Raw genomic sequence first — 24,560 nt, 5'->3', positions numbered from 1 at the left:
TCCGGCATGACAAGTGGTATGGAGAGAGAGGCTTCTCGTAGGAGCGAGCTTGCTCGCGAACCGCCGTTGCAGACACGTGCGCCGTGCCGGTCGGCCGGCTTTTAAGGGGCGAAGAGCTTCGCGAGCAAGCTCGCTCCTACAAGGTCAGCGGAAAGAAAAAAGGCGGCAAGCCGGGGTAGGGCTTGCCGCCAAGGCGTGGAACTCGTCGATCAGGCTCGCTGGGTGGCGCTCAGCTGGTATTCCTCACCGGCGTAATAGGCCCGCACGCGGCGGTCCATCACTGCGCGCCAGAGCGGCGGGAACAGCGCCAGGACGATCATCCCGGCATAGCCATTGGGCAGTTGCGGGCTTTCGTCGAAGTGCCGTAGCACCTGGTAGCGGCGCTTGGCGTTGGCGTGGTGGTCGGAATGGCGCTGCAGGTGGAAGAGGAACAGGTTGGTCAGCAGGAAGTTGCTGTTCCAGGAATGCTCATGGGTGGTCCGCTCGTAGCGCCCGGTTTCCAGGCGGCGCCGGTGCAGGCCGTAGTGTTCGACGTAGTTGACGATCTCCAGCAGGGTGAACGCCATCACCGACTGGCCGATGAAGTAGACCGCGCCGATCCAGCCGAAGGCGATGCTGAAGCCGACCAGGAACAGCGCGCTGATCACGTACCACCAGATCAGCTCGTTGCGCCAGTGCAGCGCCGGCAGGCCCTTGCGCTTCAACCGATCGCTCTCCAGCCTCCAGGCATTGAGGAAGTTGTGCTTGTAGGCGTGGGGCAGGAAGGCGTAGAGGCTCTGGCCGTAGCGCGACGACGAAGCGTCTTCCGGCGTTGAGACATGCACATGGTGGCCGCGCACATGCTCGACCTTGAAGCCCGCGTAGCACACCGCCGCCAGCAACAGGCCGCCGGCGTTCTGCTCCAGCTCCGGGTCCTTGTGGATCAGCTCGTGGGAGACGGTGATGCCGATGGCGCCCATCACCGTGCCGACCGAGAGAATCCAGCCCAGTTGGCCGACCCAGCTCCAGGCGTCATAAGTGGCCAGCACCCAGCCGCCGTAGACCAGCATGCCCAACAGTAGCGGCACCGTCAGCAGGCTGAGGAAGCGGTAGTAGCCCTCGCGCTCCATGGGCGGGACTTCCTCGATCTCATCCGGATTGGCCGGGTCGCGACCGACCACGAAGTCCAGCAGCGGGATTACCCCGAACACCACGGTGATCACCAGCCAGGGCCAGGCATTGGGATACTCGCTACCGTAGGACCACCAGTAGCTGACGGGAATCCCGAAGACGGGAACCAGCCAGATCCAGTAGCCGGCTTTCTTGAGACGCAACATCCAGGCAGAGGAAAGGAACAAAGCGAACATGGACGACTCCCGATACGTCTCTTGTGTAGGATTGTCGGACAATCCTGCGCCTGATCCGGCGGTGATACGCACCAACCTTTGTTCAGTCGTCCCCCTGGCGCAGGAGATGGCGCGGTAACACCCTGTGTTACACTTCGCCCCCGCATCACCCCCTCGAAAGCGCCCCGATTCTTAAGGACAACCATGACGTTCAAGGCCCCGGACAGCCTGGCTGAGCAGATCGCGCATCACCTTGCCGAACGCATCATTCGGGGCGAACTCAAGGAACGCGAGCGCATCCAGGAACAGAAGGTCACCCAGACTCTCAACGTCAGCCGTGGCTCGGTCCGCGAAGCGCTGCTGATCCTCGAGCGCCGCCATCTCGTCGTGATCCTGCCGCGCCGGGGCGCGCAGGTATCGGAACTGTCCGCCGCCCACGTCGAAAGCCTCTATTCGCTGGTCATCGAGCTGTACATCATGCTCGCCAGTAGCGTGGCCCGGACCTGGCGCGAGGAGGCCGATCTGGCGCCATTCATGGCAATCCAGCAACGCCTGCTGGACAACCTCGAACGCGGCGACATCAACGCCTTCGTCGAGTCCAGCTTCGACATCATGCGCGCCGCCTTCCCATTCGCCGCCAACCCCTACCTGCAGGAAACCGTGGAAAATCTCCTGCCGGCCATCAGTCGCACTTATCATCTGGCCCTGGAGCGCCGCAAAGGCGAGATGAGTCAGTTCATCGTCAGCTTCGAACACCTGCTGCGCGCGGTGGTGGGACGCGACGAAGCCGGTATTCGCGCGGTGTTGCTCGACTACGGCCGCCACAACAGCCAACTGGTCCTGGCCGCTCTGGCTGAACGATAAGCTCGATAACTAGAAGAGAAAGGGGGGAGGGCGCATGCGGCTCAAGTGCATCAAGCTGGCGGGCTTCAAGTCCTTCGTCGATCCGACGACGGTCAACTTCCCGAGCAACATGGCGGCGGTGGTCGGCCCCAACGGCTGCGGCAAGTCCAACATCATCGACGCCGTTCGCTGGGTGATGGGCGAGAGTTCGGCGAAGAACCTCCGCGGCGAGTCGATGACCGACGTCATCTTCAACGGCTCCAACACCCGCAAGCCGGTGACCCAGGCGTCCATCGAGCTGATCTTCGACAACTCCGACCAGACCCTGCTGGGCGAGTACGCCAGCTACGCCGAGATTTCCATTCGCCGTCGCGTCACCCGCGATGGCCAGAACACCTATTTCCTCAACGGAACCAAGTGCCGTCGTCGCGACATCACCGACATCTTCCTCGGCACCGGCCTGGGGCCGCGCAGCTACTCGATCATCGAACAGGGCATGATCTCCAAGCTGATCGAAGCCAAGCCGGAGGATCTGCGCAACTTCATCGAGGAAGCGGCCGGCATCTCCAAGTACAAGGAGCGCCGCCGCGAGACCGAAAACCGCATCCGCCGCACCCAGGAAAACCTGGCGCGCCTGAGCGACCTGCGCGAAGAACTCGAGCGCCAACTGGAACGCCTGCACCGGCAAGCCCAGTCGGCGGAGAAGTACCAGGAATTCAAGGCTGAGGAGCGTCAGCTCAAGGCCCAGCTGGGTGCCCTGCGCTGGCGCGACCTGAACGAGCAGGTCGGGCAGAAGGAGCGGGTGATCGGCGACCAGGAAGTAGCCTTCGAGGCCCTGGTGGCCGAACAGCGCAGCGCCGACGCGAGCATCGAGCGTCTGCGCGACGGCCACCACGAATTATCGGAAAGCTTCAACCAGGTTCAGGGTCGTTTCTACTCCGTGGGCGGCGATATCGCCCGCGTCGAACAGAGCATCCAGCACGGCCAGCAGCGCCTGCGCCAGTTGCAGGACGACCTGCGCGAGGCGGAGAAGACCCGCCAGGAAACCGAATCCCACCTGGGCCACGATCGCACCCTGCTCGCCACCCTGGGCGAAGAGCTTGAACGTCTGGCCCCGGAACAGGAAATCAGCGCCGCCGCCGCCGAAGAGGCCACCGTTGGCCTGGAAGAGGCCGAGCAGCGCATGCATGACTGGCAGCAGCGCTGGGACGCCTTCAACCAGCAGAGCGCCGAGCCGCGCCGCGAAGCCGAAGTGCAGCAGTCGCGCATCCAGCACCTGGAGCAGAGCCTGGAGCGCCAGGCCGAACGTCAGCGCCGCCTGAACGACGAACGCACGCAACTGGCGGCTGATCCGGAAGACGCGGCCATCCTCGAACTGGGCGAGCAGGTCGCCGCCATCGAGTTGCTGCTGGAAGAGTCGCAGATCGAAGAACAGGAACTGGCCGAGCGCCTGGAGCGCGTGCGTCAGTCCCTGCAGGAAAGCACCGCCGCGCAGCACCAGGCCCAGGGTGAACTGCAACGCCTGAATGGCCGGATCGCCTCGCTCGAAGCCTTGCAGCAGGCTGCGCTCGATCCGGGCGACGGCACCGCGCAATGGTTGCGTCAGCAGGGCCTGGAACAACGCCCGCGGCTCGCCGAAGGCCTGCGCGTGCAGTCGGGCTGGGAGCTGGCGGTGGAAACCGTGCTGGGCGCCGACCTGCATGGCGTGCTGCTGGATGATGTGAAAGGGCTGCCATTCGATGCGCTGGAGAAGGGCGAGCTGCGTCTGCTCGACCTGGCCGCTGGCGCCGTTTCGCGCCCCGGCAGTTTGTTGGACAAGGTCGAAACCAACGTCGATTTGAGCTACTGGCTGGGTCGTGTTCGCCCGGTGGAAAGTCTCGATCAGGCGCTGGCCCAGCGTGCTTCGCTGGGCGACGGCGAAAGCCTGGTCAGCCGCGATGGCTACTGGGTCGGCCGCAACTTCCTGCGCGTGCGTCGTGGTGAGTCTGCCGATGGCGGTGTACTGGCGCGCGGCCAGGAGCTGGAGCGTCTGTACGCCGAGCGCGAAACGCTGGAGCAGCGTCTGGCGGAAGTCGAAGAGCAACTGGTGCGCCTGCGCGACGAGCAGCGCCAGGCCGAAGAAGGCCGCGATCAGATTCGCCGCCGCCTCCAGGACGAAGGTCGTCGCCAGGGCGAGCTGAAGGCGCAGTTATCCGCGCAGCAGGCCAAGGTCGAGCAGTTGACCCTGCGCCGTACTCGTCTCGACGAGGAATTGGCCGAACTGGCCGAACAGCACGCCGTCGAGCACGAGCAGCTCGGCGAAGCCCGCCTCAACCTGCAGGAAGCGCTGGACGCCATGGCGGTGGATACGGAGCGCCGCGAAGCCCTGCTCGCCGAGCGTGACGGCATGCGCGAGAAACTCGATCGCATCCGCCAGGAATCCCGACAGCACAAGGATCACGCCCATCAATTGGCGGTGCGCGTCGGTTCGCTACGGGCCCAGCACGAATCCACCCGCCAGGCGCTGGAGCGCCTGGACAGTCAGGCTGTACGCCTGGTCGAGCGCTGCGAGCAGCTCAACCTCAATCTGGAGGAGGGCGCGGCGCCGCTGGAAGAGCTGCGCATGCGCCTGGAAGAGCTGCTTGACCGGCGCATGGCCGTCGAGGACGAGCTCAAGCACGCGCGCCTCGCGCTGGAAGACGCCGACCGCCAATTGCGCGATGCCGAAAAGCGCCGCACCCAGGCCGAGCAGCAGTCGCAATTGCTGCGTGGCCAGCTGGAGCAGCAGCGCATGGAGTGGCAGGCAGTCAGCGTCCGGCGCAAGTCCTTGCAGGAGCAGCTCCACGAGGACGGCTACGACCTGCATGGCGTGCTTGCCACGCTGCCCCACGATGCGGCCGAGAAGGTCTGGGAAACCCGCCTGGAAGAACTGGCCGCGCGTATCGGCCGCCTGGGGCCGATCAACCTCGCGGCCATCGAGGAGTACCAGCAGCAATCCGAGCGCAAACGCTATCTGGACGACCAGAACGACGACCTGGTGGAAGCGCTGGAAACCCTGGAAAACGTGATCCGCAAGATCGACAAGGAAACCCGCAACCGCTTCAAGGAAACCTTCGACCAGATCAATGCTGGCCTTCAGGCATTGTTCCCCAAGGTTTTCGGCGGCGGTCATGCCTATCTGGAACTTACTGGCGAGGATCTACTCGATACCGGGGTGGCGATCATGGCGCGTCCGCCGGGCAAGAAGAACAGCACCATCCATCTTCTGTCCGGTGGCGAGAAGGCCCTGACCGCTCTGGCGCTGGTGTTTGCAATCTTCCAGCTGAACCCGGCACCGTTCTGCATGCTCGACGAAGTCGACGCACCGCTGGACGATGCCAACGTCGGTCGTTATGCGCGGCTGGTGAAGGAAATGTCGGAGAAAGTGCAATTCATCTATATCACCCACAACAAGATCGCCATGGAGATGGCCGATCAATTGATGGGCGTGACCATGCATGAACCGGGGTGTTCGCGTCTGGTTGCGGTGGATGTGGAAGAGGCAGTCGCGCTGGCGGAAGCCTGATGGCAGGGGGAACTTTACGGCGTGCTTGCCAAGTGCCACCTTTTGACGCTAAGACATTGATTTGATTGGGGTAGACTGTGTGGGCCGGATAAGCCCGGACGGCGCTATGAAAAGTTGCAATAAGCGCGGCAAAGCGTCGCTGTAAGCAGTGTAAAGTTATGTGAGAGCGTGTTAGCTTAACGCCCACTTTTGTATCGCGTGGAAAACATCAGTCAGAACATGAAGTTGGCTCCACGTTTTCAAGGGATAGGATGTCCTTTTCTTCATCATCATTTTTTGTTCAGGGGCTACGGGATTAGATGGATATCGGTCTGCGCGAATGGCTGATCGTCATTGGGCTTATCGTGATCGCCGGCATTCTGTTCGACGGTTGGCGTCGTATGCGGGGCGGCAAGGGCAAGTTGCGTTTCAAGCTGGATCGCCAGTTTGCCAACCAGCCCGATGACGGAGATGAAGGCAATCCCGAGTTGCTCGGGCCTTCCCGGGTGGTCGAGCACAAGGAGCCTGCGCTGGATGAGGAAGACCTGCCCAAAGTCAGCGCCAAGGAGTCGCGCGGCAAGCGCCGCGGAGAGCCGCGCCAGGGTGACCTGAACCTGGACGACCCGGCGCCGAACCTGCTCGGCCCGCTGGACGAGGAAGACTTCCCGAATCCGCTGGACGAAGCGCCGCAGGAAAAACCGAAGAAGGACCGCAAGAAGGACAAGGAGCGCACCGCCGCTCCTGCCGCAGCCGCTGCGCCGTCCGCTCCCCTGGCTCCGGTCGAGGAAGTGCTGATCATCAACGTCATCAGCCGCGACGAGAACGGTTTCAAGGGCCCGGCCCTGCTGCAGAACATCCTGGAAAGCGGCCTGCGCTACGGCGAGATGGACATCTTCCATCGCCACGAGAGCATGGCTGGCAACGGTGAAGTGCTGTTCTCCATGGCCAACGCGGTCAAGCCGGGCACCTTCGATCTGGACAACATCGACCAGTTCAGCACCCGTGCGGTGAGCTTCTTCCTCGGCCTGCCGGGCCCGCGCCATCCCAAGCAGGCGTTCGACGTGATGATCGCCGCCGCCCGCAAGCTGGCCCAGGAGCTCAATGGCGAGCTGAAGGACGAGCAGCGCAGCGTGATGACTGCGCAGACCATCGAGCACTACCGTCAGCGCATCATCGATTTCGAACGACGCGCCCTGACCCAGAAGCGCTAAGCTTTCAGCACGCTGCACAGAAGCCCCAAGCGACCCTTGGGGCTTCGCATTTCTACCTCAAGCAGAAAAAGCCGCCGAGATTCCCGCATGACCGATTCCCAGACCGCTGCCGAACGCATCGCCCAGCTGCGCAGCGAACTCGACGACCATAACTACCGCTATTACGTGCTCGACGAGCCTAGCGTGCCGGACGCCGAGTACGACCGCCTGTTCCGTGAGCTGAAGGCGCTGGAAGCCGAGCATCCCGAGCTGGTCACCCCGGAGTCGCCGACCCAGCGCGTCGGTGGCGCGGCGGCATCGGCGTTCGGCGAGGTGCGCCATGAAGTGCCGATGCTCAGCCTGGGCAACGCCTTCGAGGAGCAGGACCTCAACGACTTCGATCGCCGTGTGCGCGAGGGGCTGGCCGATCAGTTGCCGTCCTCCGATCTGTTTGGCGGCGGCGCCGAGGTGGAATACAGCTGCGAGCCCAAGCTCGATGGCCTGGCGGTCAGCCTGCTCTATGAGAACGGTGTGCTGACCCGTGGCGCCACCCGCGGCGACGGCACCACCGGCGAAGACATCAGCGTCAACGTGCGCACCATCCGCAACGTGCCGCTGCGCCTGAAGGGCGAGGGCTGGCCGGCGATCCTGGAAGTGCGTGGCGAAGTCTTCATGTCCAAGGCCGGCTTCGAAGCGCTCAACGAGCGGCAGATGGAAGCCGGCGGCAAGACCTTCGCCAACCCGCGTAACGCAGCGGCCGGCAGCCTGCGCCAGCTGGATTCGAAGATCACTGCCAGCCGCCCGCTGGAGTTCTGCTGCTATGGCTTCGGCCGCGTCGAAGGCGGCACGCTGCCGGGCACCCAGGTGAAGATCCTTGAGGCCCTGAAGGGCTGGGGCATCCCGATCAGTCGCGAGCTGAAGCTGGCCAAGGGTGTCGAGGGTTGCCGCGCCTATTACGAAGACATCGGGGCACGTCGCGACAGCCTCGCCTACGAAATCGACGGCGTGGTGTTCAAGGTCAACCGCATCGACTTCCAGCGCGAGCTGGGCTTCCGTGCCCGCGAGCCGCGCTGGGCCATCGCGCACAAGTTCCCGGCACGGGAGGAGCTCACCGAACTGCTGGACGTGGAATTCCAGGTCGGCCGCACTGGTGCCGTGACGCCGGTGGCACGCCTGAAACCGGTCCAGGTGGCCGGCGTGACAGTGTCCAACGCCACCCTGCACAACATGGACGAAGTCGCCCGCCTGGGCCTGATGATCGGCGACACCGTGATCATCCGCCGCGCCGGCGACGTAATCCCGCAGGTCATGCAGGTGGTCACCGAGCGCCGCCCGGCAGACGCGCGCCCGGTAGAAATCCCCACCCAGTGCCCGGTATGCGGCTCGCAGGTCGAGCGCACCCAACTGGTCAAGCGCAGCAAGGGCAAGGAGTCGGTCAGCGAGGGGGCCATCTACCGTTGCGTCGGCCGGCTGTTCTGCCAGGCGCAGCTCAAGCAGGCGATCATCCATTTCGTCTCGCGCCGCGCCATGGACATCGACGGCCTTGGCGACAAGATCGTCGAGCAACTGGTGGACAAGGGCTTGGTGAAATCGCCGGCCGATCTCTACACGCTTACCTATGAGCAAGTTATCGAGCTGGAAGGCTTCGCCGAGGTCTCCACGCGCAACCTGCTCGCGGCCATCGCCGACAGCCGCAAGCCGGCGCTGGCGCGCTTCGTCTTCGCCCTGGGCATCCCGGACGTGGGCGAGGAGACCGCCAAGCTGCTCGCGCGCTCCCTGGGTTCGCTGGCGCGCATCCAGAAAGCATTGCCCGAAGTGCTGACCTACCTGCCGGACGTCGGTGGCGAAGTGGCCTACGAGATCCACAACTTCTTCGATGACGAGCACAACCGCAGCGTGATCCAGCAATTGCTGGAGCGTGGTATCGAGCTGCAGGACGAGGGCGAGGTGTCCGCCGAGTTCGCCGCTGTCGCCACCCTGGCCGGATTCATCGACAAGCTGAACATTCCCTTCATTGCCGCCACCGGCGCCGAGAAGCTCGCCGACAAGACCGGCGGCCTCGACGCGCTGATCACCCTCAGCCAGGACTGGCTGGACCTCAGCACCCTCAAGGGGGTGAACGAGAAGGCCAAGCAGTCCGTGCGCGAATACTTCTCCGACGCCGCCCGCGTCGAGCGCGCCAAGGCAGTCGAGGAGCAGCTGGCGGAATTCGGCATGCACTGGCGCAGCGAGCGCAAAGTGGTCGAAGGCTTGCCGCTGGCTGGCCAGACCTGGGTGCTCACCGGCACGCTGGAGGCCATGAGCCGCGACGTCGCCAAGGAAAAACTCGAGAGCCTGGGCGCCAAGGTCGCCGGCTCCGTGTCGGCGAAGACGCAATGCGTCGTAGCAGGACCGGGAGCTGGTTCAAAGTTGGCCAAGGCTCAGGAACTTGGCGTCGCCGTGATGGACGAAGAGCAGCTGATCAAGCTGCTGGCCGACCACGGCATCGGCGCCTGACACGCATTCATATCGATCAACGCATCAAGGAGTCATTCCATGCCCATGACCAAGGACCAACTGGTTCGCGATATCGCCGATTCCCTCGACCTGACCCAAGCCGCCGTGCGCGGTGTGTTCGACCAGTTGGCGCAGATCGCCCAGGACGCCCTGGAAAACGACGGCGAGCTGACCCTGCCGGGTATCGGCAAGCTCAAGGTCAGCGAGCGCGCCGCGCGCACTGGCCGCAATCCGCAGACTGGCAAGACCATCGAGATCGCCGCGAAGAAAGCGGTGCGCCTGGTGCCGGCCAAGGCTCTCGTCGATAGCCTGAACTGATCGACTGGCCCGTTCCGCCTTGGCGTTGCAATGCAGGGTGGGGCGGGCCGTTCGCTTGTGGAGAGCGAGATGGACAAGGCAAGAAAGCAGCGCCTGCTCGGCGTGGCGGCACTGGTGCTGCTGTTCGGGGCATACGTGGCCTGGACCGAGCGACCTCAGATCGTCCTGCATTACGAAACCCAGGGCGGGCCTGCGGTGAGCTACAGCTTCAAAGAAAACGGCGAGGAAACCCTCGCGGGCGAGATCAAGCCGGGCGAGGCGCGCGCGTTCCCGCTGCGCCTGTGGCGCTCGGGCGAATACCGGGTGGCCTTCCAGTTCCACCAGGGGGCGGAGCGCTATTCCACCTTCAGCACACGACCGGGCTATAGCAAGATGGACCTGTTCATCGGGCCGAGTCTGGAGGTTTCCACCCAGCCCCGGCCCGAAGGTCTCATCCAGTCCCAGTAGGTTTGGTCAGATGTACTCGGCAACCAGCACGACATTGCGGTTGCCTGCGGCCGAACCATTTTTCTGGATGGCGCGGATGACACTGTCGGTGTTGCCGGTGGCCTTCAAGTCACGCCCCAGCGCACGCCCGCGCACATCGGTCAGACGGTAGTTGACGCTGGGCATGGCGCTGCGGGGCTCGCTCAATTGCATGTACAGCGACTGGCTGCATTCGCTCAGGCGCACGCGCGCACTGTGGGCGGTGACATCGCTCAAACCTACCTCGCAGGTAGGCTCCACGACTTCGCCAGAGAAGCGGATGATCCCGCCTTGGGCCATCAACTGGCCTGAGAAGAGCAGTGCAACGAGAGTGGTGGATCGCAGGGCAATGGACATACTGGCATTCCTCGCTCGGTGGTTGTCCGCCTGTAGACGGCGGTTCCCCCTAAACGTCGGCCTGCAGAGAATTTTCTTAATTGGCTGTAGGTGAATTCCCGTATAAATAAAGACAATTCGTGATTGCGGTCAGGAATTGGGTGAAGGACGCGCCTAAGTGCTTGAAGTGCTTGTAAGTTGCGAACAAGCCGCTACAATGGCGCGGCTCGCCGATCTGGTGAGCTCTCGCGATGGTGGCCCTGTCGGTCCCCCCGCAACGATTACTCGCTTACCTGGTCAGGTCCGGAAGGAAGCAGCCAAGGCGGGGACATTGTGTGCCGGGGTGTGGCTGGCGGGGCCGCCTCCATTTCGGGGCCCGGAAAATGGCCCTCTCGCATCCTGTCGATGCGCTGCCCGTCTCAGCGGTAGTGATCCAGGATCTGCTCGATCTTCCCCGAAGCCTTCATCTTTGCCAGCGCTGCCAATACGTCATCGGTGCGCACGTCCGGGCTGTTCAACACCATGCACGAGAGCGGCGTTTCCTCGATGACGCTGGCGGTTTGCAGGCGTTCCGCCTCAGGCAGTTCGCGGTTGAACCAGTTCAGCGCGAACTCACTGCTGATCGCATATTGATAGCGGCCGATGCGCAGTTTCTTCAGCACCAGTTCCTGATTGCGCGCGTCGTCGCGGGCCAGCCAGTGGCTGTCGAGCAGTGGCTGGAGGCGTGGATAGTGATAGCCCAGCACGGTGCCGACGGACTGGCTGGACAGGGATTCCAGCGTATCCGCCGGGGCGTCCCGGGTCACCAGCAGGTCGCGCTGCACCATCAGTGGCGCGGTCCAGCGGTAGTCGTTGAATTCGTGCTCGACCCAGGTGCGCGAGACGTAGCAGCGCACGTCCACCGAGTGATTGAGCAGCGCCTGTTCGATGCGCGCCCGCGGCACGATATGAAAGTCCGGTGTCCGGCCCAGTTGCCGCGCCGTTTCACTGAACAGCTCGAACATGATGCCGCCGGTCAGTTCGCCATTCTCGATCTGTGCCAGGGGCATCGCCCAGCTGTCGACCACCGAGAAGCGCAGGGGACGGTCGTCGGCCTGGGCGAGAGCGGTGGTCAGAAGCAGGGCGGTGGCAAGGAAGCGCATCAAGGCTCCGTTGATGGCAGAACGACGACACAATGCCGTGTAGCCCGGCCCTTGCCAAGATGCGGAAGCAACCGGTGCGGACATCGGGTGCAATTTACGGTCCGCTTCGCTAGGATTAGCGCACTTCTGCTCACCTGTCGCGATGGATTTCAATGAGTTATCAGGTTCTTGCCCGCAAATGGCGTCCGCGCTCGTTCCGCGAAATGGTCGGCCAGACCCATGTGCTCAAGGCCCTGATCAACGCGCTGGACAATCAGCGCCTGCACCACGCCTATCTGTTCACCGGTACCCGCGGCGTGGGCAAGACCACCATCGCGCGCATCCTCGCCAAGTGCCTGAACTGCGAGACCGGCGTCAGCTCCACGCCCTGCGGCCAGTGTTCGGTGTGCCGCGAGATCGATGAGGGCCGTTTCGTCGATCTCATCGAAGTCGACGCCGCCAGCCGCACCAAGGTCGAGGACACCCGTGAGCTGCTCGACAACGTGCAGTATTCGCCGACCCGGGGCCGCTACAAGGTCTACCTGATCGACGAAGTGCACATGCTCTCCAGCCACAGCTTCAACGCCCTGTTGAAGACCCTGGAGGAGCCGCCGCCCCATGTGAAATTCCTGCTCGCCACCACCGACCCGCAGAAGCTGCCGGTCACCATTCTCTCGCGCTGCCTGCAGTTCTCCCTGAAGAACATGCCGCCGGAGCGGGTGGTGGAGCACCTGACCCACGTCCTGGGCGCCGAGAACGTGCCGTTCGAGGACGATGCGCTGTGGTTGCTTGGCCGTGCCGCCGATGGTTCCATGCGCGATGCCATGAGCCTCACTGACCAGGCCATCGCCTTCGGCGAAGGCAAGGTGCTGGCCGCGGACGTGCGCGCCATGCTCGGCACACTCGATCACGGCCAGGTCTACGGCGTGCTTCATGCGCTGCTGGAAGGTGACGCCCGCGCGCTGCTGGAAGCCGTTCGCCACCTGGCCGAGCAAGGCCCGGACTGGGGCGGCGTGCTGGCCGAGATACTCAACGTGCTGCACCGTGTGGCCATCGCCCAGGCATTGCCGGAGGCCGTGGACAACGGCCAGGGCGACCGCGACCGCGTGTTGGCGCTGGCCCAGGCGCTGCCTGCCGAGGATGTGCAGTTCTACTATCAGATGGGCCTGATCGGTCGCCGCGATCTGCCGCTGGCGCCCGATCCCCGCAGTGGCTTCGAGATGGTGTTGCTGCGCATGCTGGCGTTCCGTCCGGCCGATGCCGACGGGGCGCCAAGGTCACCACTAAAGGACCTGGGGATCAGCAAGGCCACGGCTGATTCCAACCAGAACCCAGTGGCCGGCGCTGCTGTTGCGGCGCCGGTTGCATCCATTGCTCCGCCTGCCGTGGCGCTCGCGCCGGTAGTACCGGTCGTCGAGGCGACGACGGTTGCCGTGCCCCGGCCTCAGGTGGCTCCTGCTCCAGCCGTACAAGTCGAGGCCATTGCCGCTGCTGCGCCGGCGGTCAAGCCTGCGCCTGAGCCGGCCCCGGCCGCTCCTGTGCCTGAAGTATCGGTAGTGGCTGAGCCTGTCACTCCGGTCGCGGAGCCTGAACAGCCCACCTCCGAGGTGGCCGTCGACCTGCCATGGGACGAGCCCGCCGCTCCGGTCGCCGCTGCGCCTGCACCGGTCGAGCCCGCGGCACCAGCACCTGTTGCCGCCCCCGCGCTGGCGGCGGCAGTACCTGCTCCGGTGAAGGAAGAGCCCGTGCCTGCCGCGACCGCCGCCCCCGTCGAGGACGATGACCGCGACGACGAGCCGCCGCCCGCCGAGGACTACTACGAAGTCGACATGGAGTCCTACGGCTACCTGGAGAACGAAGCGGCGCAGGAAGCCGTCGAGCCTGAACCCGAGCCCGCCGCCATGCCTGCGACCGGCCTGGCCGCCGAATGGCTGGACCTTTTCCCGCGCTTGGGACTGGCCGGCATGACCGCCAGCATCGGCGCCAACTGCACGCTGATTTCGGTCGACGGCGACAACTGGCACCTGCACCTGGACCCGGGGCAGAGCGCGCTGTTCAACCCCAACCAGCAGCGTCGTCTGAACGATGCGCTGAACCAGTTCCACGGCCGCACCCTGACGCTGCAAGTGACCCTGCAGAAGCCCGAGCAGGAAACCCCGGCGCAGGCCGCCGCGCGCAAACGCGCCGAGCGTCAGCGCCAGGCCGAGGCGTCCATCGCCGCCGATCCCTATGTGCTACAGATGAAGCAACAGTTCGCCGCGGTGGTCCGCGACGGTACTATCGAACCCCTGGAGGCCAAGGCTTGAGCCTTGGTCGACGACTGAACGAATCGAGGAACTCGACATGATGAAAGGTGGCATGGCCGGCCTGATGAAGCAGGCCCAGCAGATGCAGGAAAAGATGCAGAAGATGCAGGAAGAGCTGGCCAACGCCGAAGTGACCGGTCAATCCGGCGCCGGCCTGGTGAGCGTGGTGATGACCGGTCGCCACGACGTCAAGCGCGTCTCCCTGGATGACAGCCTGATGCAGGAAGACAAGGAAATCCTCGAAGACCTGATCGCCGCCGCGGTGAACGACGCTGTGCGCAAGATCGAGCAGAACAACCAGGAGAAGATGTCCGGCATGACCGCCGGCATGCAATTGCCGCCCGGCTTCAAGATGCCCTTCTGAGTTTGATCGTGCCGCCCATGCCCGGCGCATGGCGGCGTTGCCGTCGGGTTCGGAATCCTCATGTGCTGCAGCACACTCCGGTTCCTCACCCGACGGCGCCTTGCCCTGCTTGGGCCTGAGCGGCCCGTGGGCTGACTTCTTCGTTTCCTGTTTTCCAAAAGAGAATGCACTTGCCTTCCGGCTTGTCAGGTATGTGAGCGCGAACCGTGCGTTCCTTCGTTCTAATACTCCCGAAACCCGAGACCGTCCCATGAGCTTCACGCCGCTGATTCGCCAACTGATCGACGCCCTGCGCACGCTGCCCGGAGTAGGGCAGAAGAGTGCCCAGCGCATGGCGCTGCAGCTCTTGGAGCGTGATCGCACGGGTGGCCTGCGCCTGGCCCAGGCGTTGACCCAGGCGATGGAAGGCGTCGGCCACTGCAAGCAGTGCCGCACTCTTTCGGAAGACGAGTTCTGCCCGCAGTGCACCGACCCGCGCCGCGATGACAGCCTGTTGTGCGTGGTGGAAGGTCCGCTGGACGTGTTTGCGGTAGAGCAGACGGGCTATCGCGGCCGCTACTTCGTGCTCAAGGGGCACTTGTCACCGCTGGATGGCCTGGGCCCGGAGGCCATCGGCATTCCGGAGCTGGAAGCACGGATCAAGGCCGGTAGCTTCAGCGAGATCATCCTCGCCACCAACCCCACGGTGGAAGGCGAGGCGACCGCCCACTACATCGCCCAGTTGCTGGGCGGCGGTGATCTGGTGCTGTCGCGCATCGCCCACGGCGTACCGCTGGGTGGCGAACTGGAACTGGTGGACGGCGGCACGCTGGCCCACGCCCTGGCAGGACGCCGACCGATCAGCAGCTGATAGGTTCAACCAGACCGATTCGAACAAGGCCGGAGAAATTCCGGCCTTGTTGTCTCTGCGGTCAGCAGGCGCAGCTGATACCAGCGCCGTCCGCGCGTAGCGCTTCGCCCGCCGCAGTGACCAGCGCGAGACCTTCGTCCAGCCAGCCGGTCACCCCACCGATCATCTCCTTCACCGGCAGGCTCAGCGCGGCGAGCTTGGCGGCGGCGCGATGCACGCCGTTGCAGTGCGGTCCGGCGCAGTAGACGACGAACAGGGTGCCTGCCGGAAACTGCGCCATGCGCCGCGCGTCGATCTCCCGTGTCGGCAGGTTCAGTGCGCCGGGCACGTGACCACGGGCGAAGACGGCGGCGTTTCGCACATCGAGCAGGACGAAATCCTGTTCGCCGTTCTGCAGGGCGTCATTCACGTCCGAACAATCGGTCTCGAAGGCCAGGCGGTGGCTGAAGTGAGCGAGGGCGTCGACGGGCAGGGCGGCGGGAAACTGGCTGACGAGGCTGGGCATGGCAAGGCTCCTGGGGAAGATGGCGCCACTGTAAACAGCCGCCAAAGCCCGCTACAGTGGCGGTCTGGACAGTGATCGGAAGTTTTCCGCCAAATGCAGCGTGATCCCCTGGCAGTGGCCGTTCTTGCCTACGACGGCCTGTGCACCTTCGAGTTCGGCATTGCCGTGGAGATCTTCGGCCTGCCGCGCCCGGAATTCGACTTTCCCTGGTACCGCCACCGCATCGTCGCCGTCGATACGGGGCCGATGCGCGCCATGGGCGGCTTCCAGGTGCTGGCTGATGGTGGCGTGGAGGCGCTGGACGGCGCCGGCACCATCATCGTGCCAGGCTGGCGGGACCGCGCCGAGGCACCCTCCGCCGAACTGGTGGTGGCGCTGCGCAAGGCCCATGACGAAGGTGCACGGCTGCTGTCGATCTGCTCCGGCGTCTTCGTCCTGGCCGCCACGGGATTGCTCGATGGGCAGCGCGCGACCACGCACTGGCGCTATGCCGAGGAACTGGCCGCGCGTTTCCCCGCCATTGAAGTGGATGCCCAGGTGCTCTACGTCGATGCCGGGCAGTTGGTCACCTCCGCCGGCAGCGCAGCGGGCATCGATGCCTGCCTGCACCTGGTGGCGCGGGATTTCGGCGTGCAGGTCGCCAACAACGTGGCCCGTCGCCTGGTCATGTCGCCGCAACGGGGTGGAGGACAGGCGCAGTTCATCCCCGCGCCCGTGGCCCAGGCGCCCCGGCATGACCTCGCCGGGCTCCTGGATTGGGCTCGCCAGCGCCTGGATCGATCCATCTCAGTGGGCGAACTGGCCAGCCGCATGGCGATGAGTGAGCGCACCTTCCTGCGCCGGTTCAGCGAAGCCACCGGCATGACGCCCAAGGCCTGGCTGCAGCACGAGCGTATGGCGCGCGCCCGTGAATTGCTGGAAAGCAGCACCGACAGTATCGAGCGAATCGCCGAGCAATGCGGCTTCGGTACGGTGGAAAGCTTCCGCAATGCCTTCCGTGGTGCGGCAGGTGTGGCGCCTTCCCTGTACCGCGAGCGCTTCGGGGCGGCGCATCTGTCCTAGCCGATGGCGGGTGTCTCGCCTTGTAAACCAAGCAAGCGCTCGGTAAGTTTTCAGGCAAATCGTCTGGAGCCTTGCCATGTCCGTGTTCACCGAATACTTCGATGACAGCCACCGCCTGGTCCGAGATAGCGTGCGACGCTTCGTCGAACGGGAAATCCTGCCCCACGTCGCCGACTGGGAAGAGGCCGAGGAGTTTCCCCGCGAGCTGTACCGCAAGGCGGGCGAGGCCGGCATCCTCGGCATCGGCTACCCGGAGGCCCTGGGTGGTAGCCATGAGGGCGACCTGTTCGCCAAGGTGGCGGCCAGCGAGGAGCTGATGCGCTGCGGCTCCGGTGGCCTCGTGGCGGGACTGGGTTCGCTGGATATCGGCCTGCCGCCGCTGATCAAGTGGGGACGCCCGGAGTTGCGCGAACGCATAGCGCCGCAGGTGTTGGCCGGCGAGAAGATCATGGCGCTGGCGGTCACCGAGCCGTCTGGCGGCTCCGACGTCGCCAGCCTGAAGACCCGCGCCGTACGCGATGGCGACCATTACCGCGTGAGCGGCAGCAAGACCTTCATCACCAGCGGCGTGCGTGCCGACTACTACACGGTGGCCGTGCGCACCGGTGGTGATGGTTTCGGCGGCGTCAGCCTGCTGCTGGTGGAGAAGGGGACTCCGGGATTCACCGTGAGCCGCAAGCTGAAGAAGATGGGCTGGTGGGCGTCCGACACTGCCGAGCTGTTCTTCGATGACTGCAAGGTGCCGCTGGAGAACCTGATCGGTGCCGAGAACATGGGCTTCGCCTGCATCATGGCGAACTTCCAGAGCGAGCGCCTGGCCCTGGCGATCATGGCCAACATGACCGCGCAGCTGGCGCTGGACGAAGCCCTGGCCTGGTGTCGCGAACGCGAGGCCTTCGGCAAGCCGATCGGCAAGTTCCAGGTGCTCAAGCATCGGCTCGCGGAGATGGCCACGCAGGTCGAAGTTTCCCGCGAGTTCACCTATCGGCAAGCCGCGAAGATGGCCGTCGGCAAGAGCGTGATCAAGGAAATCTCGATGGCCAAGAACTTCGCCACCGACGTCGCCGACCGGGTGACCTACGACGCGGTGCAGGTGCTGGGGGGCATGGGCTACATGCGCGAGAGCCTGGTGGAGAGGCTGTATCGCGACAACCGCATCCTCTCCATCGGCGGCGGCACGCGGGAGATCATGAATGAGATCATCGCCAAGCAGATGGGGCTCTGAATCTGGAACTTCCCTGCGCATTTCCCCTACAACGTGAGGCGGGCGCTGGCCGACTGGCTGCGCCGCCACGCCGCCGGTGGGCAGCCGTATTCACGACGGAAGGCGCGGCTGAAGGCCGTGTCCGTCTGGTAGCCGACATCCTCGGCGATGCGCGCCAGCGGGGCGTTGCTGCCGCGCAGCAGGTTGGCGGCCAGCAGCATGCGCCACTGGGTGAGGTACTGCATGGGCGGGCAGCCGACCAGGCACTGGAAGCGCTCGGCGAGCACCGAGCGCGACGTGCCGGCGCAGCGGGCCAGTTCCTCCAGGCTCCAGGCATGGGCGGGCGACTTGTGCAAGGCGCCGAGGGCGCTGCCGACGATGCGGTCGTGCAGCCCGGCCAGCCAGCCGCTGCGGCCTTCGCCCTGTTCCTCCATGTACAGGCGCAGCACTTCGATGAACAACACTTCCGCCAGCTTGGCGAGCACCCCGGCACCGCCCGGACGGGGTGAGCGTGCCTCGGCCAGCGCGTAGCGCACTGAGGATTCCAGCCAGGCGCCAGCGGCAGAACCCCGTACATTGACCTTCACCAGCGCCGGCAATCCCGCCAGCAGCAGCCGCGCCAGGCGTGCGTCGCACGCCAGGTAGCCGCAAACCAGGCGTGTTGTCGCACCTCCACCTCCGTAGGCCAACTGGCGCGGCCGGCGTGCCAGTACCGTATCCAGTCGCGCGCCGGTGGCGGGCGGTACGCCGGGCTGCGAAGTCATCCGGTGAGCGTGGCCCTGGGGAAAGATCACCGCGTCACCGGCCACCAGTCTGACTGGCTCGGTCTTGCCCATTTCGACGAAGCACTCGCCCTCGGTGATCAGGTGGAAGATCACCACCTGTTCCGCGCCCGGTTCCAGCAGGTTGACTACCGAATCGGCGCGTGGCGACTGATAGCACCAGGGTGCGGTGAAGCGCGCATTGATGAAGATGGCGCCGACCAATCGCACCACGCGCAGGGTTTCGGAGAGGGCATCCATCAGGCCGGACCGGTATCGACGTCCAGCTGGACCGGTACGGCATCGCGAAACGCCGCGACCATGGGCGACAGGCGGATGGCTTCGGCAACCAGTTCGCGCAGCTGTTCCGCCGGTACCTCCGTGGCAGCGATGCGTACGCGCAGGTGAGCTTGCGCGGGGCCTGGGGAGACGGTTTTGCCGTCTTCGCGGCTGAGTCCGAGCAGGCCGTGCACGTCGGTAACGGAGCCGACCTCGGCTTCCAGCTTCTGCAACGCGATGCCAGTCTCGTTGGCCAGCATGGCGATGCGAGTCACCGCGCAGGAGGCCATGGCGGCGCGCAGCAGCCAGCCGGGGCTGACGCGCTCGCCGTCGCCGCCCAGTTCACGCGGCAGGTCGGTGAGGATGGCGTTGCCTTCCGGATTCCGCGTACTGGTCTTGCCCGCGCCTTCCCACTGGGCGATGGCGGGCGTTTCCTGCACCAGCGCAACGCTGGGCCGCTGTCGCACCAGTTGTTCCAGGCGCTGCTGGGCGGCGAGGATGGTTTCCGAGCTCATGGCCGATCCCTCCGGGCGGGCATTTCTCGAATTCTGCGCGCGAAAGCGAGGCGGCACGCGATGGCCGGACGATCGGGCAGGGAAGGCCGACGCTGGAGCAGGACGCCAATGGGCACCGGGAGCAGCATGACGGTGCGGGATGTCGCGGTACCCGCACCTTCCCCCCTATGGAGAGTGTCATGCCGAAGTTCGTAATAGAGCGCGATATCCCCGGCGTCGGAGCCCTGTCCGAGCGCGATTTCAAGGCCATCGCGCAGAAGTCCTGCCAGGTTCTGAGCCAATTGAGTCCCCAGGTGCAGTGGCTGCATAGCCACGTGGTCGGTGACCGAATCTATTGCCTGTACATCGCCCCCGACGCAGCCGCCGTGCACGAGCATGCCCGTCTGGGCGGCTTCCCGGCCAACCGGGTGTCGCAGGTCGTCACCACCCTCGATCCGACCACTGCCGAATAAGGCGCGCCGCGCCTGGAGAACAACACGATGAATGCCCCTGTCGACTTCAATGCCCTGAAACAACGCCAGATGGCCACCTGGGCCAGCGGCGACTACGCCGTGATCGGCACCACCCTGCAGATCGTTGGCGAGCGGCTGGCCGAGGCCTGCGACCTGCTTTGCGACGAACGCGTGCTGGACGTCGCCGCCGGCAACGGCAATGCCACGCTGGCCGCCGCGCGGCGCGGTTGCCGGGTGATGTCCACCGATTACGTGCCACGCCTGCTGGAGCTGGGCGCCGAGCGTGCCCGTGCCGAACACCTGGCCGTGGCGTTCCGCGAGGCCGATGCCGAAGCGCTGCCCTTCGAGGCGGGGAGTTTCGATGCCGTCGTCTCGACCTTTGGCGTGATGTTCACCCCGGACCAGCCCAGGGCGGCGAGCGAGCTGGCGCGCGTCTGCCGCTCCGGCGGACGCATCGGCCTGGCCAACTGGACGCCGGAAGGCTTCATCGGCCAGGTGTTCAAGGTGCTGTCGGGTTACATCCCTCCTGCGCCGGGCGTGCGCCCGCCATCGGGCTGGGGATGTGAGGAATACCTGCACGAGCTGTTCGGCGATTCGATCAGTGAGCTGCGCGCGACCCGCCAGACCTTCAACTTCCGTTATCGCTCGGCGGCGCATTTCATCGAGGTGTTCCGCAACTGGTACGGCCCGGTACACAAGGCCTTCGCCAACCTGCCGGAGGCCGACGCCGCGAGGCTGGAGCGCGACCTCACGCAACTGCTGGAGCGCAGCAACCGCGCGGGTTCGGCGTCGCTGGTGATTCCCAGTGAATACCTGGAAGTGGTGGCTATTCGTCGCTGATTCAGGAAAGACCAGCAAAAAAACGGCGCCCATCCGGGGGTAAAGGGGATGGGCGCCGGCCCGACAGGGAAAAAGGGACTCTTGGTAAGGCAGCGTTACTTGGCTTCGACGCCCTCGGCGCCGGACTTGCGCTTGGGCTTGGGCGCGAAGCGCTTGGCCAGTTTCATGCTGCCGGTGACCACCTTCTGGTACCAGACCGGCAGCAGGCGCAGCATCACGTCGATGGCGTGGGCGTCCGGGCCGATCAGGATGCGCCGCGAATCACGCTCCACGCCGCGAATGATCACCTGCGCGGCCTTCTGCGGGGTGGTGCGCAGCAACTGGTCGTTGAACTGGGTGCGGGCCTGCTCGGCGTTCTGTCCGGTGACCTTGACCATGCTGTCGTTCATCCGCGCGGTCTTGGCGATGTTGGTCTTGATCCCGCCGGGGTGCACGCAGCTGGCCGAGACGCCTGCGCGCTCCATGTCCAGCTCCTGGCGCAGCGATTCGGTGAAGCCGCGCACGGCGAACTTGGTGGCGTTGTAGGCACTCATGCCCGGCTGGGAGAACAGCCCGAACACGCTGGAAACGTTGACCACATGGCCGTCGCCCGATGCCTTGAGATGGGGCAGGAAGGCCTTGGTGCCGTAGACCACACCCCAGAAGTTGATGTTGGTGATCCACTCGTATTCTTCGTAGTCGCTGGCTTCCACGGTGCCGGCGTGGGCGACGCCAGCGTTGTTGAACACCAGGTTGACCTTGCCGTGCTCGCGGGCGGTCTTGTCGGCCCAGGCGTGGACCTGCTCGCGGTCGGCGACGTTCACGGTGTCGATGGACACGCGCACGCCGGTGGAGGAGAGCAGTTGGCGGGTTTCTTCGAGGCCCGCGGCATTCACATCCGCCAGGGCCAGGTGGCAGCCGCGGGAGGCCAGTTCGATAGCGAGGGCGCGACCGATGCCCGAGCCTGCGCCGGTGATGGCGGCAACTTTATTCTCGAAGTTCTTCATGCCGGCACCTCTTCTGCGTGGCGTTGGGGTTGGACGACAGGGCTGGACAGCGGCCTGGACTTCAAATGATAGGCGCTGGGATCGAATTGGCTGGTCAGCGCGCGGAAGCGCCAGGTGAAGCCCGGCCACAGGGTGCAGTTACGCCCGCTCACCGGGTGCAGGTACCAGCTCTTGCAGCCGCCAGTGTTCCAGACGCTATGGTTGAGGCCGCGCTGCAGCTTCTCGTTCCAGCGCTCCTGTACCTCTTGCTTGACTTCGACGCTTTGCAGCTCGCGGCGGTCCATCAGTTTGATGGCACCCAGCACGTAGGCAATCTGCGATTCGATCATGTAGACCATGGAGTTGTGGCCCAGGCCGGTGTTCGGGCCCATCAGGAAGAACAGGTTGGGGAAGCCGCGGGTCACGGTGCCCTTATAGGCTTCCGGGCCGTTCTGCCAGGTGTCGAGCAGGTCCACGCCATCCTTGCCGAACACCACGCCGCGCGGGATCGGGTCGTTGGCGGTAAAGCCGGTGCCGAAGATGATGGCGTCCACCTGCCGCTCGCGGCCGTCGGCGGTGATGATGCTGCTCGCCTTGATCTCGCGGATGCCGTCGACAATCACCGAGGAGTTGGAGGCCGCCAGCGCCGGGTAGTAGTTGTGCGACATGAGCACGCGCTTGCAGCCGATGGTGTAGTCCGGGGTCAGCTTGCGGCGCAGGTCCGGGTCCTTGACCTGCTGGCGGATGAAGCGCTCGGCAAGCCTGCCCACCAACTTCATCGCCCAGGGCGCGAAGGTGAAGCCCAGCACACGGCCTTCGAGCATGCTGTAGAGCGCGCCGCGCCAGAGTTTCTGCACGGCCGGGAAGTGGCGGAAGCGCGCGCGTTCCTTTTCGCTGATGGCGCGATCCGGCTTAGGCAGGATCCACGGCGCGGTGCGCTGGTAGAGGTCGAGCTTGGCTACCAGCGGCTGGATTTCCGGGACGAACTGGATGGCCGAGGCGCCAGTGCCGATCACCGCGACGCGCTTGCCCTTGAGGTCGTAGTCGTGGTCCCACTGCTGCGAGTGGAAGGCCTTGCCCTGGAAGTTCTCCAGGCCCTTGAGCGCCGGGATCGACGGGATCGACAGCGCCCCCATGCCCGACACCACCGCCTTGGCGGTGTAGTGGTTGCCGGCGGCGTCGAACAGGTGCCAGAGCTGCTGCTCGTCGTTCCACTCGAAGCGCGCCATCTCGGTGTTCAGCAGCGTCTTGTCTTCCAGACGGTACTTCTTCCAGCAGTTCTCCAGGTAGGCGCGGATCTCCGGCTGGCGGGCGAACATGCGCGTCCAGTCCGGGTTCGGTTCGAAGGAGAAGGAGTAGACGTGGGATTGCACGTCGCAGGCGCAGCCCGGGTAGTTGTTGACCCGCCAGGTACCGCCGACGCCGGCGTCCTTTTCGAACAGCAGGAAATCGTTCTCGCCTTCCTGCTTCAGGCGGATCGCCATGCCCAGCCCGGAAAACCCGGTGCCGATGATGGCGACTTTGCAGTGTCGGGGGGCAGTCTTTGGTTGGGTACCCATTGCCAAGCTCCTGTTATGATTGTTGCTGGCGTATACAACTGTCTACGTGATAGGAATGTAGACATCTGTATACCAGCGCAACAACCAACCTTCGGTGGGGTCGGGCACGAAACTCATGGAAATCGGACAGGAAGAACGACCTGCGGAGGCCGCCGGCAAGCGCGCGCTGATCGATGCGGCGCTGCGCCTGGCGGCCAGCCGACGCAGCCTGAGCAGCCTGGGGCTGCGGGAGCTGGCGCGGGAAGCGGGACTGAACCCGAACACCTTCTACCGGCACTTCGGCGACGTGGATGACCTGGGCCTGGCGATCATCCGCGACATCGCCACCCAGTTGCGCCAACCGCTGCGCGACCTGCGCCGCGAGGCCGCCGAGCGCGCGCAGCCCGGAGCAGGTGCCGGAAATGTCCCCTTTGGCCTCGATCTGGAACGCGGCCAGCGGGTAACGCGCGAGACGGTGCGGCTGTTCTTCGATTTCGTCGAGCGCAACCCGCAGGCCTTCATCATCGGCGTGCGCGAACTGCACGGGCCGTCCCCGGTGCTGCGCGAGGCGCTGGCGCGGGTGATGGACGAGTTCGGCGAGGACATGGCCGAGGACATCCGCCAGTTCCACCTGCTGCCGGACGTCGATGCGGGCGAACTGGACCAACTGTCGCGACTGATCAGCCGGCAGTTGTTCCAGCAGTCGCTGGACTATCTGGAGCGCCCGCCGGCGTTGCGTGAGGAGGTCTGCGTCCTGGCGGAACGACAAATCCTGTTGCTCTTTACGGGCGTGGCGGTGCTGCAGACCTTCGGCATGCTGGCTAGGCTGTGAGTCTTTGCTGATTGCGGGAGATTGCCATGCTACCCTTGCCCCTGTTCGGCGGCTGCGCCTGCGGCGCGGTGCGCTATCGGGTGGACGCCGAGCCGGAGGAAACCGGTTATTGCCACTGCCGTATCTGCCAGAAGTCCAGCGCCGCGCCGGCTGTGGCCTGGGCCATGTTTCCGCTGACGGGTTTTGCCTACCTTTCCGGTGAACTGGGCCTGTGGCGTTCGAGCGAGGAGGGGGAGCGGCGCTTCTGCGTGAAGTGCGGTACGCCCCTGGAATTTCGTTTGCGCGATGGCGAGACCGTGAGCTTGAGTTCGGTGACCCTGGACCAACCGGAACTGATCGAGCCGCAGTGCCATGTGTGGTGCTCGTCGCAGCTGTCGTGGTTCGACACCGTCGATGATCTACCGCGTCGGCCAGAAGGCTGACCCCTGCGCACGGGACCTCAGGTTCTGTAGGAGCGGAGCTTCTCCGCG

At 65.0% G+C, this 24,560-nt stretch carries 23 protein-coding genes and 1 other RNA gene; 16 read left to right on the top strand and 8 right to left on the bottom strand.

The features are described from left to right. Positions 1–209: 209 nt before the first annotated feature. Positions 210–1,346: an alkane 1-monooxygenase gene (locus tag JVX91_RS23025; protein WP_205336419.1), complete on the bottom strand. Its 1,137-nt coding sequence runs from the start codon at positions 1,344–1,346 to the stop codon at positions 210–212. Between the two features lie 183 nt (positions 1,347–1,529). Between JVX91_RS23025 and JVX91_RS23020 the strand changes: the two genes are divergently transcribed. The 6 genes from JVX91_RS23020 to JVX91_RS22995 all read left to right on the top strand — a co-directional run bounded on the left by JVX91_RS23020 (position 1,530) and on the right by JVX91_RS22995 (position 10,142). Further along, positions 1,530–2,189: a GntR family transcriptional regulator gene (locus JVX91_RS23020; RefSeq protein WP_205336418.1), complete on the top strand. Its 660-nt coding sequence runs from the start codon at positions 1,530–1,532 to the stop codon at positions 2,187–2,189. 34 nt (positions 2,190–2,223) lie between these two features. Further along, positions 2,224–5,712: a chromosome segregation protein SMC gene (gene smc, locus JVX91_RS23015; protein ID WP_205336417.1), complete on the top strand. Its 3,489-nt coding sequence runs from the start codon at positions 2,224–2,226 to the stop codon at positions 5,710–5,712. A gap of 299 nt (positions 5,713–6,011) precedes the next feature. Continuing rightward, complete coding sequence (gene zipA, locus JVX91_RS23010; protein ID WP_205336416.1) at positions 6,012–6,902, top strand: cell division protein ZipA; 891 nt, start codon at positions 6,012–6,014, stop codon at positions 6,900–6,902. Positions 6,903–6,989: 87 nt separating this feature from the next. Then, complete coding sequence (gene ligA / locus JVX91_RS23005) at positions 6,990–9,377, top strand: NAD-dependent DNA ligase LigA (RefSeq protein WP_205336415.1); 2,388 nt, start codon at positions 6,990–6,992, stop codon at positions 9,375–9,377. 39 nt (positions 9,378–9,416) lie between these two features. Further along, positions 9,417–9,695, top strand: a complete 279-nt coding sequence (locus tag JVX91_RS23000; protein ID WP_205336414.1) for an HU family DNA-binding protein — start codon at positions 9,417–9,419, stop codon at positions 9,693–9,695. A gap of 69 nt (positions 9,696–9,764) precedes the next feature. Then, positions 9,765–10,142, top strand: a complete 378-nt coding sequence (locus JVX91_RS22995) for a hypothetical protein (RefSeq protein WP_205336413.1) — start codon at positions 9,765–9,767, stop codon at positions 10,140–10,142. A gap of 6 nt (positions 10,143–10,148) precedes the next feature. Here the strand turns inward: JVX91_RS22995 and JVX91_RS22990 are convergent, their stop codons facing one another. Then, positions 10,149–10,517, bottom strand: a complete 369-nt coding sequence (locus JVX91_RS22990; protein WP_205336412.1) for a hypothetical protein — start codon at positions 10,515–10,517, stop codon at positions 10,149–10,151. Between the two features lie 240 nt (positions 10,518–10,757). Between JVX91_RS22990 and ffs the strand changes: the two genes are divergently transcribed. Then, positions 10,758–10,854: signal recognition particle sRNA small type (gene ffs / locus JVX91_RS22985), an RNA gene on the top strand. A gap of 61 nt (positions 10,855–10,915) precedes the next feature. On the opposite strand, the gene JVX91_RS22980 is transcribed toward ffs, so the two are convergent. After that, positions 10,916–11,638 (bottom strand): transporter substrate-binding domain-containing protein, encoded by a 723-nt coding sequence (locus JVX91_RS22980; protein ID WP_205336411.1) that lies wholly within the window; start codon positions 11,636–11,638, stop codon positions 10,916–10,918. Between the two features lie 152 nt (positions 11,639–11,790). On the opposite strand from JVX91_RS22980, the gene dnaX reads away from it, so the two are divergent. The 3 genes from dnaX (at position 11,791) to recR (ending at position 15,137) form a co-directional block, all read left to right on the top strand. After that, the gene (gene dnaX / locus JVX91_RS22975) at positions 11,791–13,923 is read left to right on the top strand and encodes a DNA polymerase III subunit gamma/tau (RefSeq protein WP_205336410.1); all 2,133 of its coding nucleotides are present in this window, start codon (positions 11,791–11,793) and stop codon (positions 13,921–13,923) included. Positions 13,924–13,960: 37 nt separating this feature from the next. Next, a complete protein-coding gene (locus JVX91_RS22970) occupies positions 13,961–14,287 on the top strand; it encodes a YbaB/EbfC family nucleoid-associated protein (protein WP_017516839.1) in 327 nt (108 codons plus the stop codon). A gap of 250 nt (positions 14,288–14,537) precedes the next feature. Then, complete coding sequence (gene recR / locus JVX91_RS22965; protein ID WP_205336409.1) at positions 14,538–15,137, top strand: recombination mediator RecR; 600 nt, start codon at positions 14,538–14,540, stop codon at positions 15,135–15,137. Between the two features lie 61 nt (positions 15,138–15,198). Here recR and JVX91_RS22960 read toward each other — a convergent pair whose 3' ends face one another. Beyond that, complete coding sequence (locus JVX91_RS22960) at positions 15,199–15,642, bottom strand: rhodanese-like domain-containing protein (protein ID WP_205336408.1); 444 nt, start codon at positions 15,640–15,642, stop codon at positions 15,199–15,201. Between the two features lie 93 nt (positions 15,643–15,735). On the opposite strand from JVX91_RS22960, the gene ftrA reads away from it, so the two are divergent. Beyond that, positions 15,736–16,704 (top strand): transcriptional regulator FtrA, encoded by a 969-nt coding sequence (gene ftrA / locus JVX91_RS22955; protein WP_205336407.1) that lies wholly within the window; start codon positions 15,736–15,738, stop codon positions 16,702–16,704. Between the two features lie 76 nt (positions 16,705–16,780). Then, entirely contained in the window at positions 16,781–17,929 is a 1,149-nt protein-coding gene (locus JVX91_RS22950) for an acyl-CoA dehydrogenase family protein (RefSeq protein WP_205336406.1), read from the top strand. 26 nt (positions 17,930–17,955) lie between these two features. Here the strand turns inward: JVX91_RS22950 and JVX91_RS22945 are convergent, their stop codons facing one another. Together JVX91_RS22945 and JVX91_RS22940 are read right to left on the bottom strand one after the other, a co-directional pair. After that, positions 17,956–18,930, bottom strand: coding sequence for an AraC family transcriptional regulator (locus tag JVX91_RS22945; protein ID WP_205336405.1), 975 nt, complete (start codon positions 18,928–18,930; stop codon positions 17,956–17,958). Then, positions 18,930–19,463 carry an OsmC family protein gene (locus tag JVX91_RS22940; RefSeq protein WP_205336404.1) on the bottom strand — a complete coding sequence of 178 codons (534 nt, stop codon included), beginning with the start codon at positions 19,461–19,463 and terminating at the stop codon, positions 18,930–18,932. The genes JVX91_RS22945 and JVX91_RS22940 overlap by 1 nt, the downstream gene beginning before the upstream one ends. Before the next feature lie 179 nt (positions 19,464–19,642). Between JVX91_RS22940 and JVX91_RS22935 the strand changes: the two genes are divergently transcribed. Beyond that, entirely contained in the window at positions 19,643–19,915 is a 273-nt protein-coding gene (locus tag JVX91_RS22935) for a DUF4242 domain-containing protein (RefSeq protein ID WP_205336403.1), read from the top strand. Positions 19,916–19,942: 27 nt separating this feature from the next. Then, on the top strand, positions 19,943–20,755 hold the full coding sequence (locus tag JVX91_RS22930) for a class I SAM-dependent methyltransferase (RefSeq protein WP_205336402.1): 813 nt from the start codon (positions 19,943–19,945) through the stop codon (positions 20,753–20,755). Between the two features lie 95 nt (positions 20,756–20,850). On the opposite strand, the gene JVX91_RS22925 is transcribed toward JVX91_RS22930, so the two are convergent. Beyond that, a complete protein-coding gene (locus tag JVX91_RS22925) occupies positions 20,851–21,741 on the bottom strand; it encodes an SDR family NAD(P)-dependent oxidoreductase (protein WP_205336401.1) in 891 nt (296 codons plus the stop codon). Beyond that, complete coding sequence (locus tag JVX91_RS22920; protein WP_205336400.1) at positions 21,738–23,279, bottom strand: NAD(P)/FAD-dependent oxidoreductase; 1,542 nt, start codon at positions 23,277–23,279, stop codon at positions 21,738–21,740. Before JVX91_RS22920 ends, JVX91_RS22925 begins: the two co-directional genes overlap by 4 nt. Before the next feature lie 115 nt (positions 23,280–23,394). Here JVX91_RS22920 and JVX91_RS22915 point away from each other — a divergent pair, with 115 nt between their 5' ends. Together JVX91_RS22915 and JVX91_RS22910 are read left to right on the top strand one after the other, a co-directional pair. Beyond that, complete coding sequence (locus tag JVX91_RS22915) at positions 23,395–24,090, top strand: TetR family transcriptional regulator (RefSeq protein WP_205336399.1); 696 nt, start codon at positions 23,395–23,397, stop codon at positions 24,088–24,090. 26 nt (positions 24,091–24,116) lie between these two features. Then, complete coding sequence (locus JVX91_RS22910; protein WP_205336398.1) at positions 24,117–24,512, top strand: GFA family protein; 396 nt, start codon at positions 24,117–24,119, stop codon at positions 24,510–24,512. The last annotated feature ends 48 nt before the right edge of the window (positions 24,513–24,560 follow it).

Origin of the sequence: Pseudomonas sp. PDNC002 (genome assembly GCF_016919445.1) — a bacterium.
Taxonomy (GTDB): Bacteria; Pseudomonadota; Gammaproteobacteria; order Pseudomonadales; family Pseudomonadaceae; genus Pseudomonas.
Note: the sequence above shows the minus strand (reverse complement) of the source record. Positions and strands in the feature narration are given on the sequence as shown.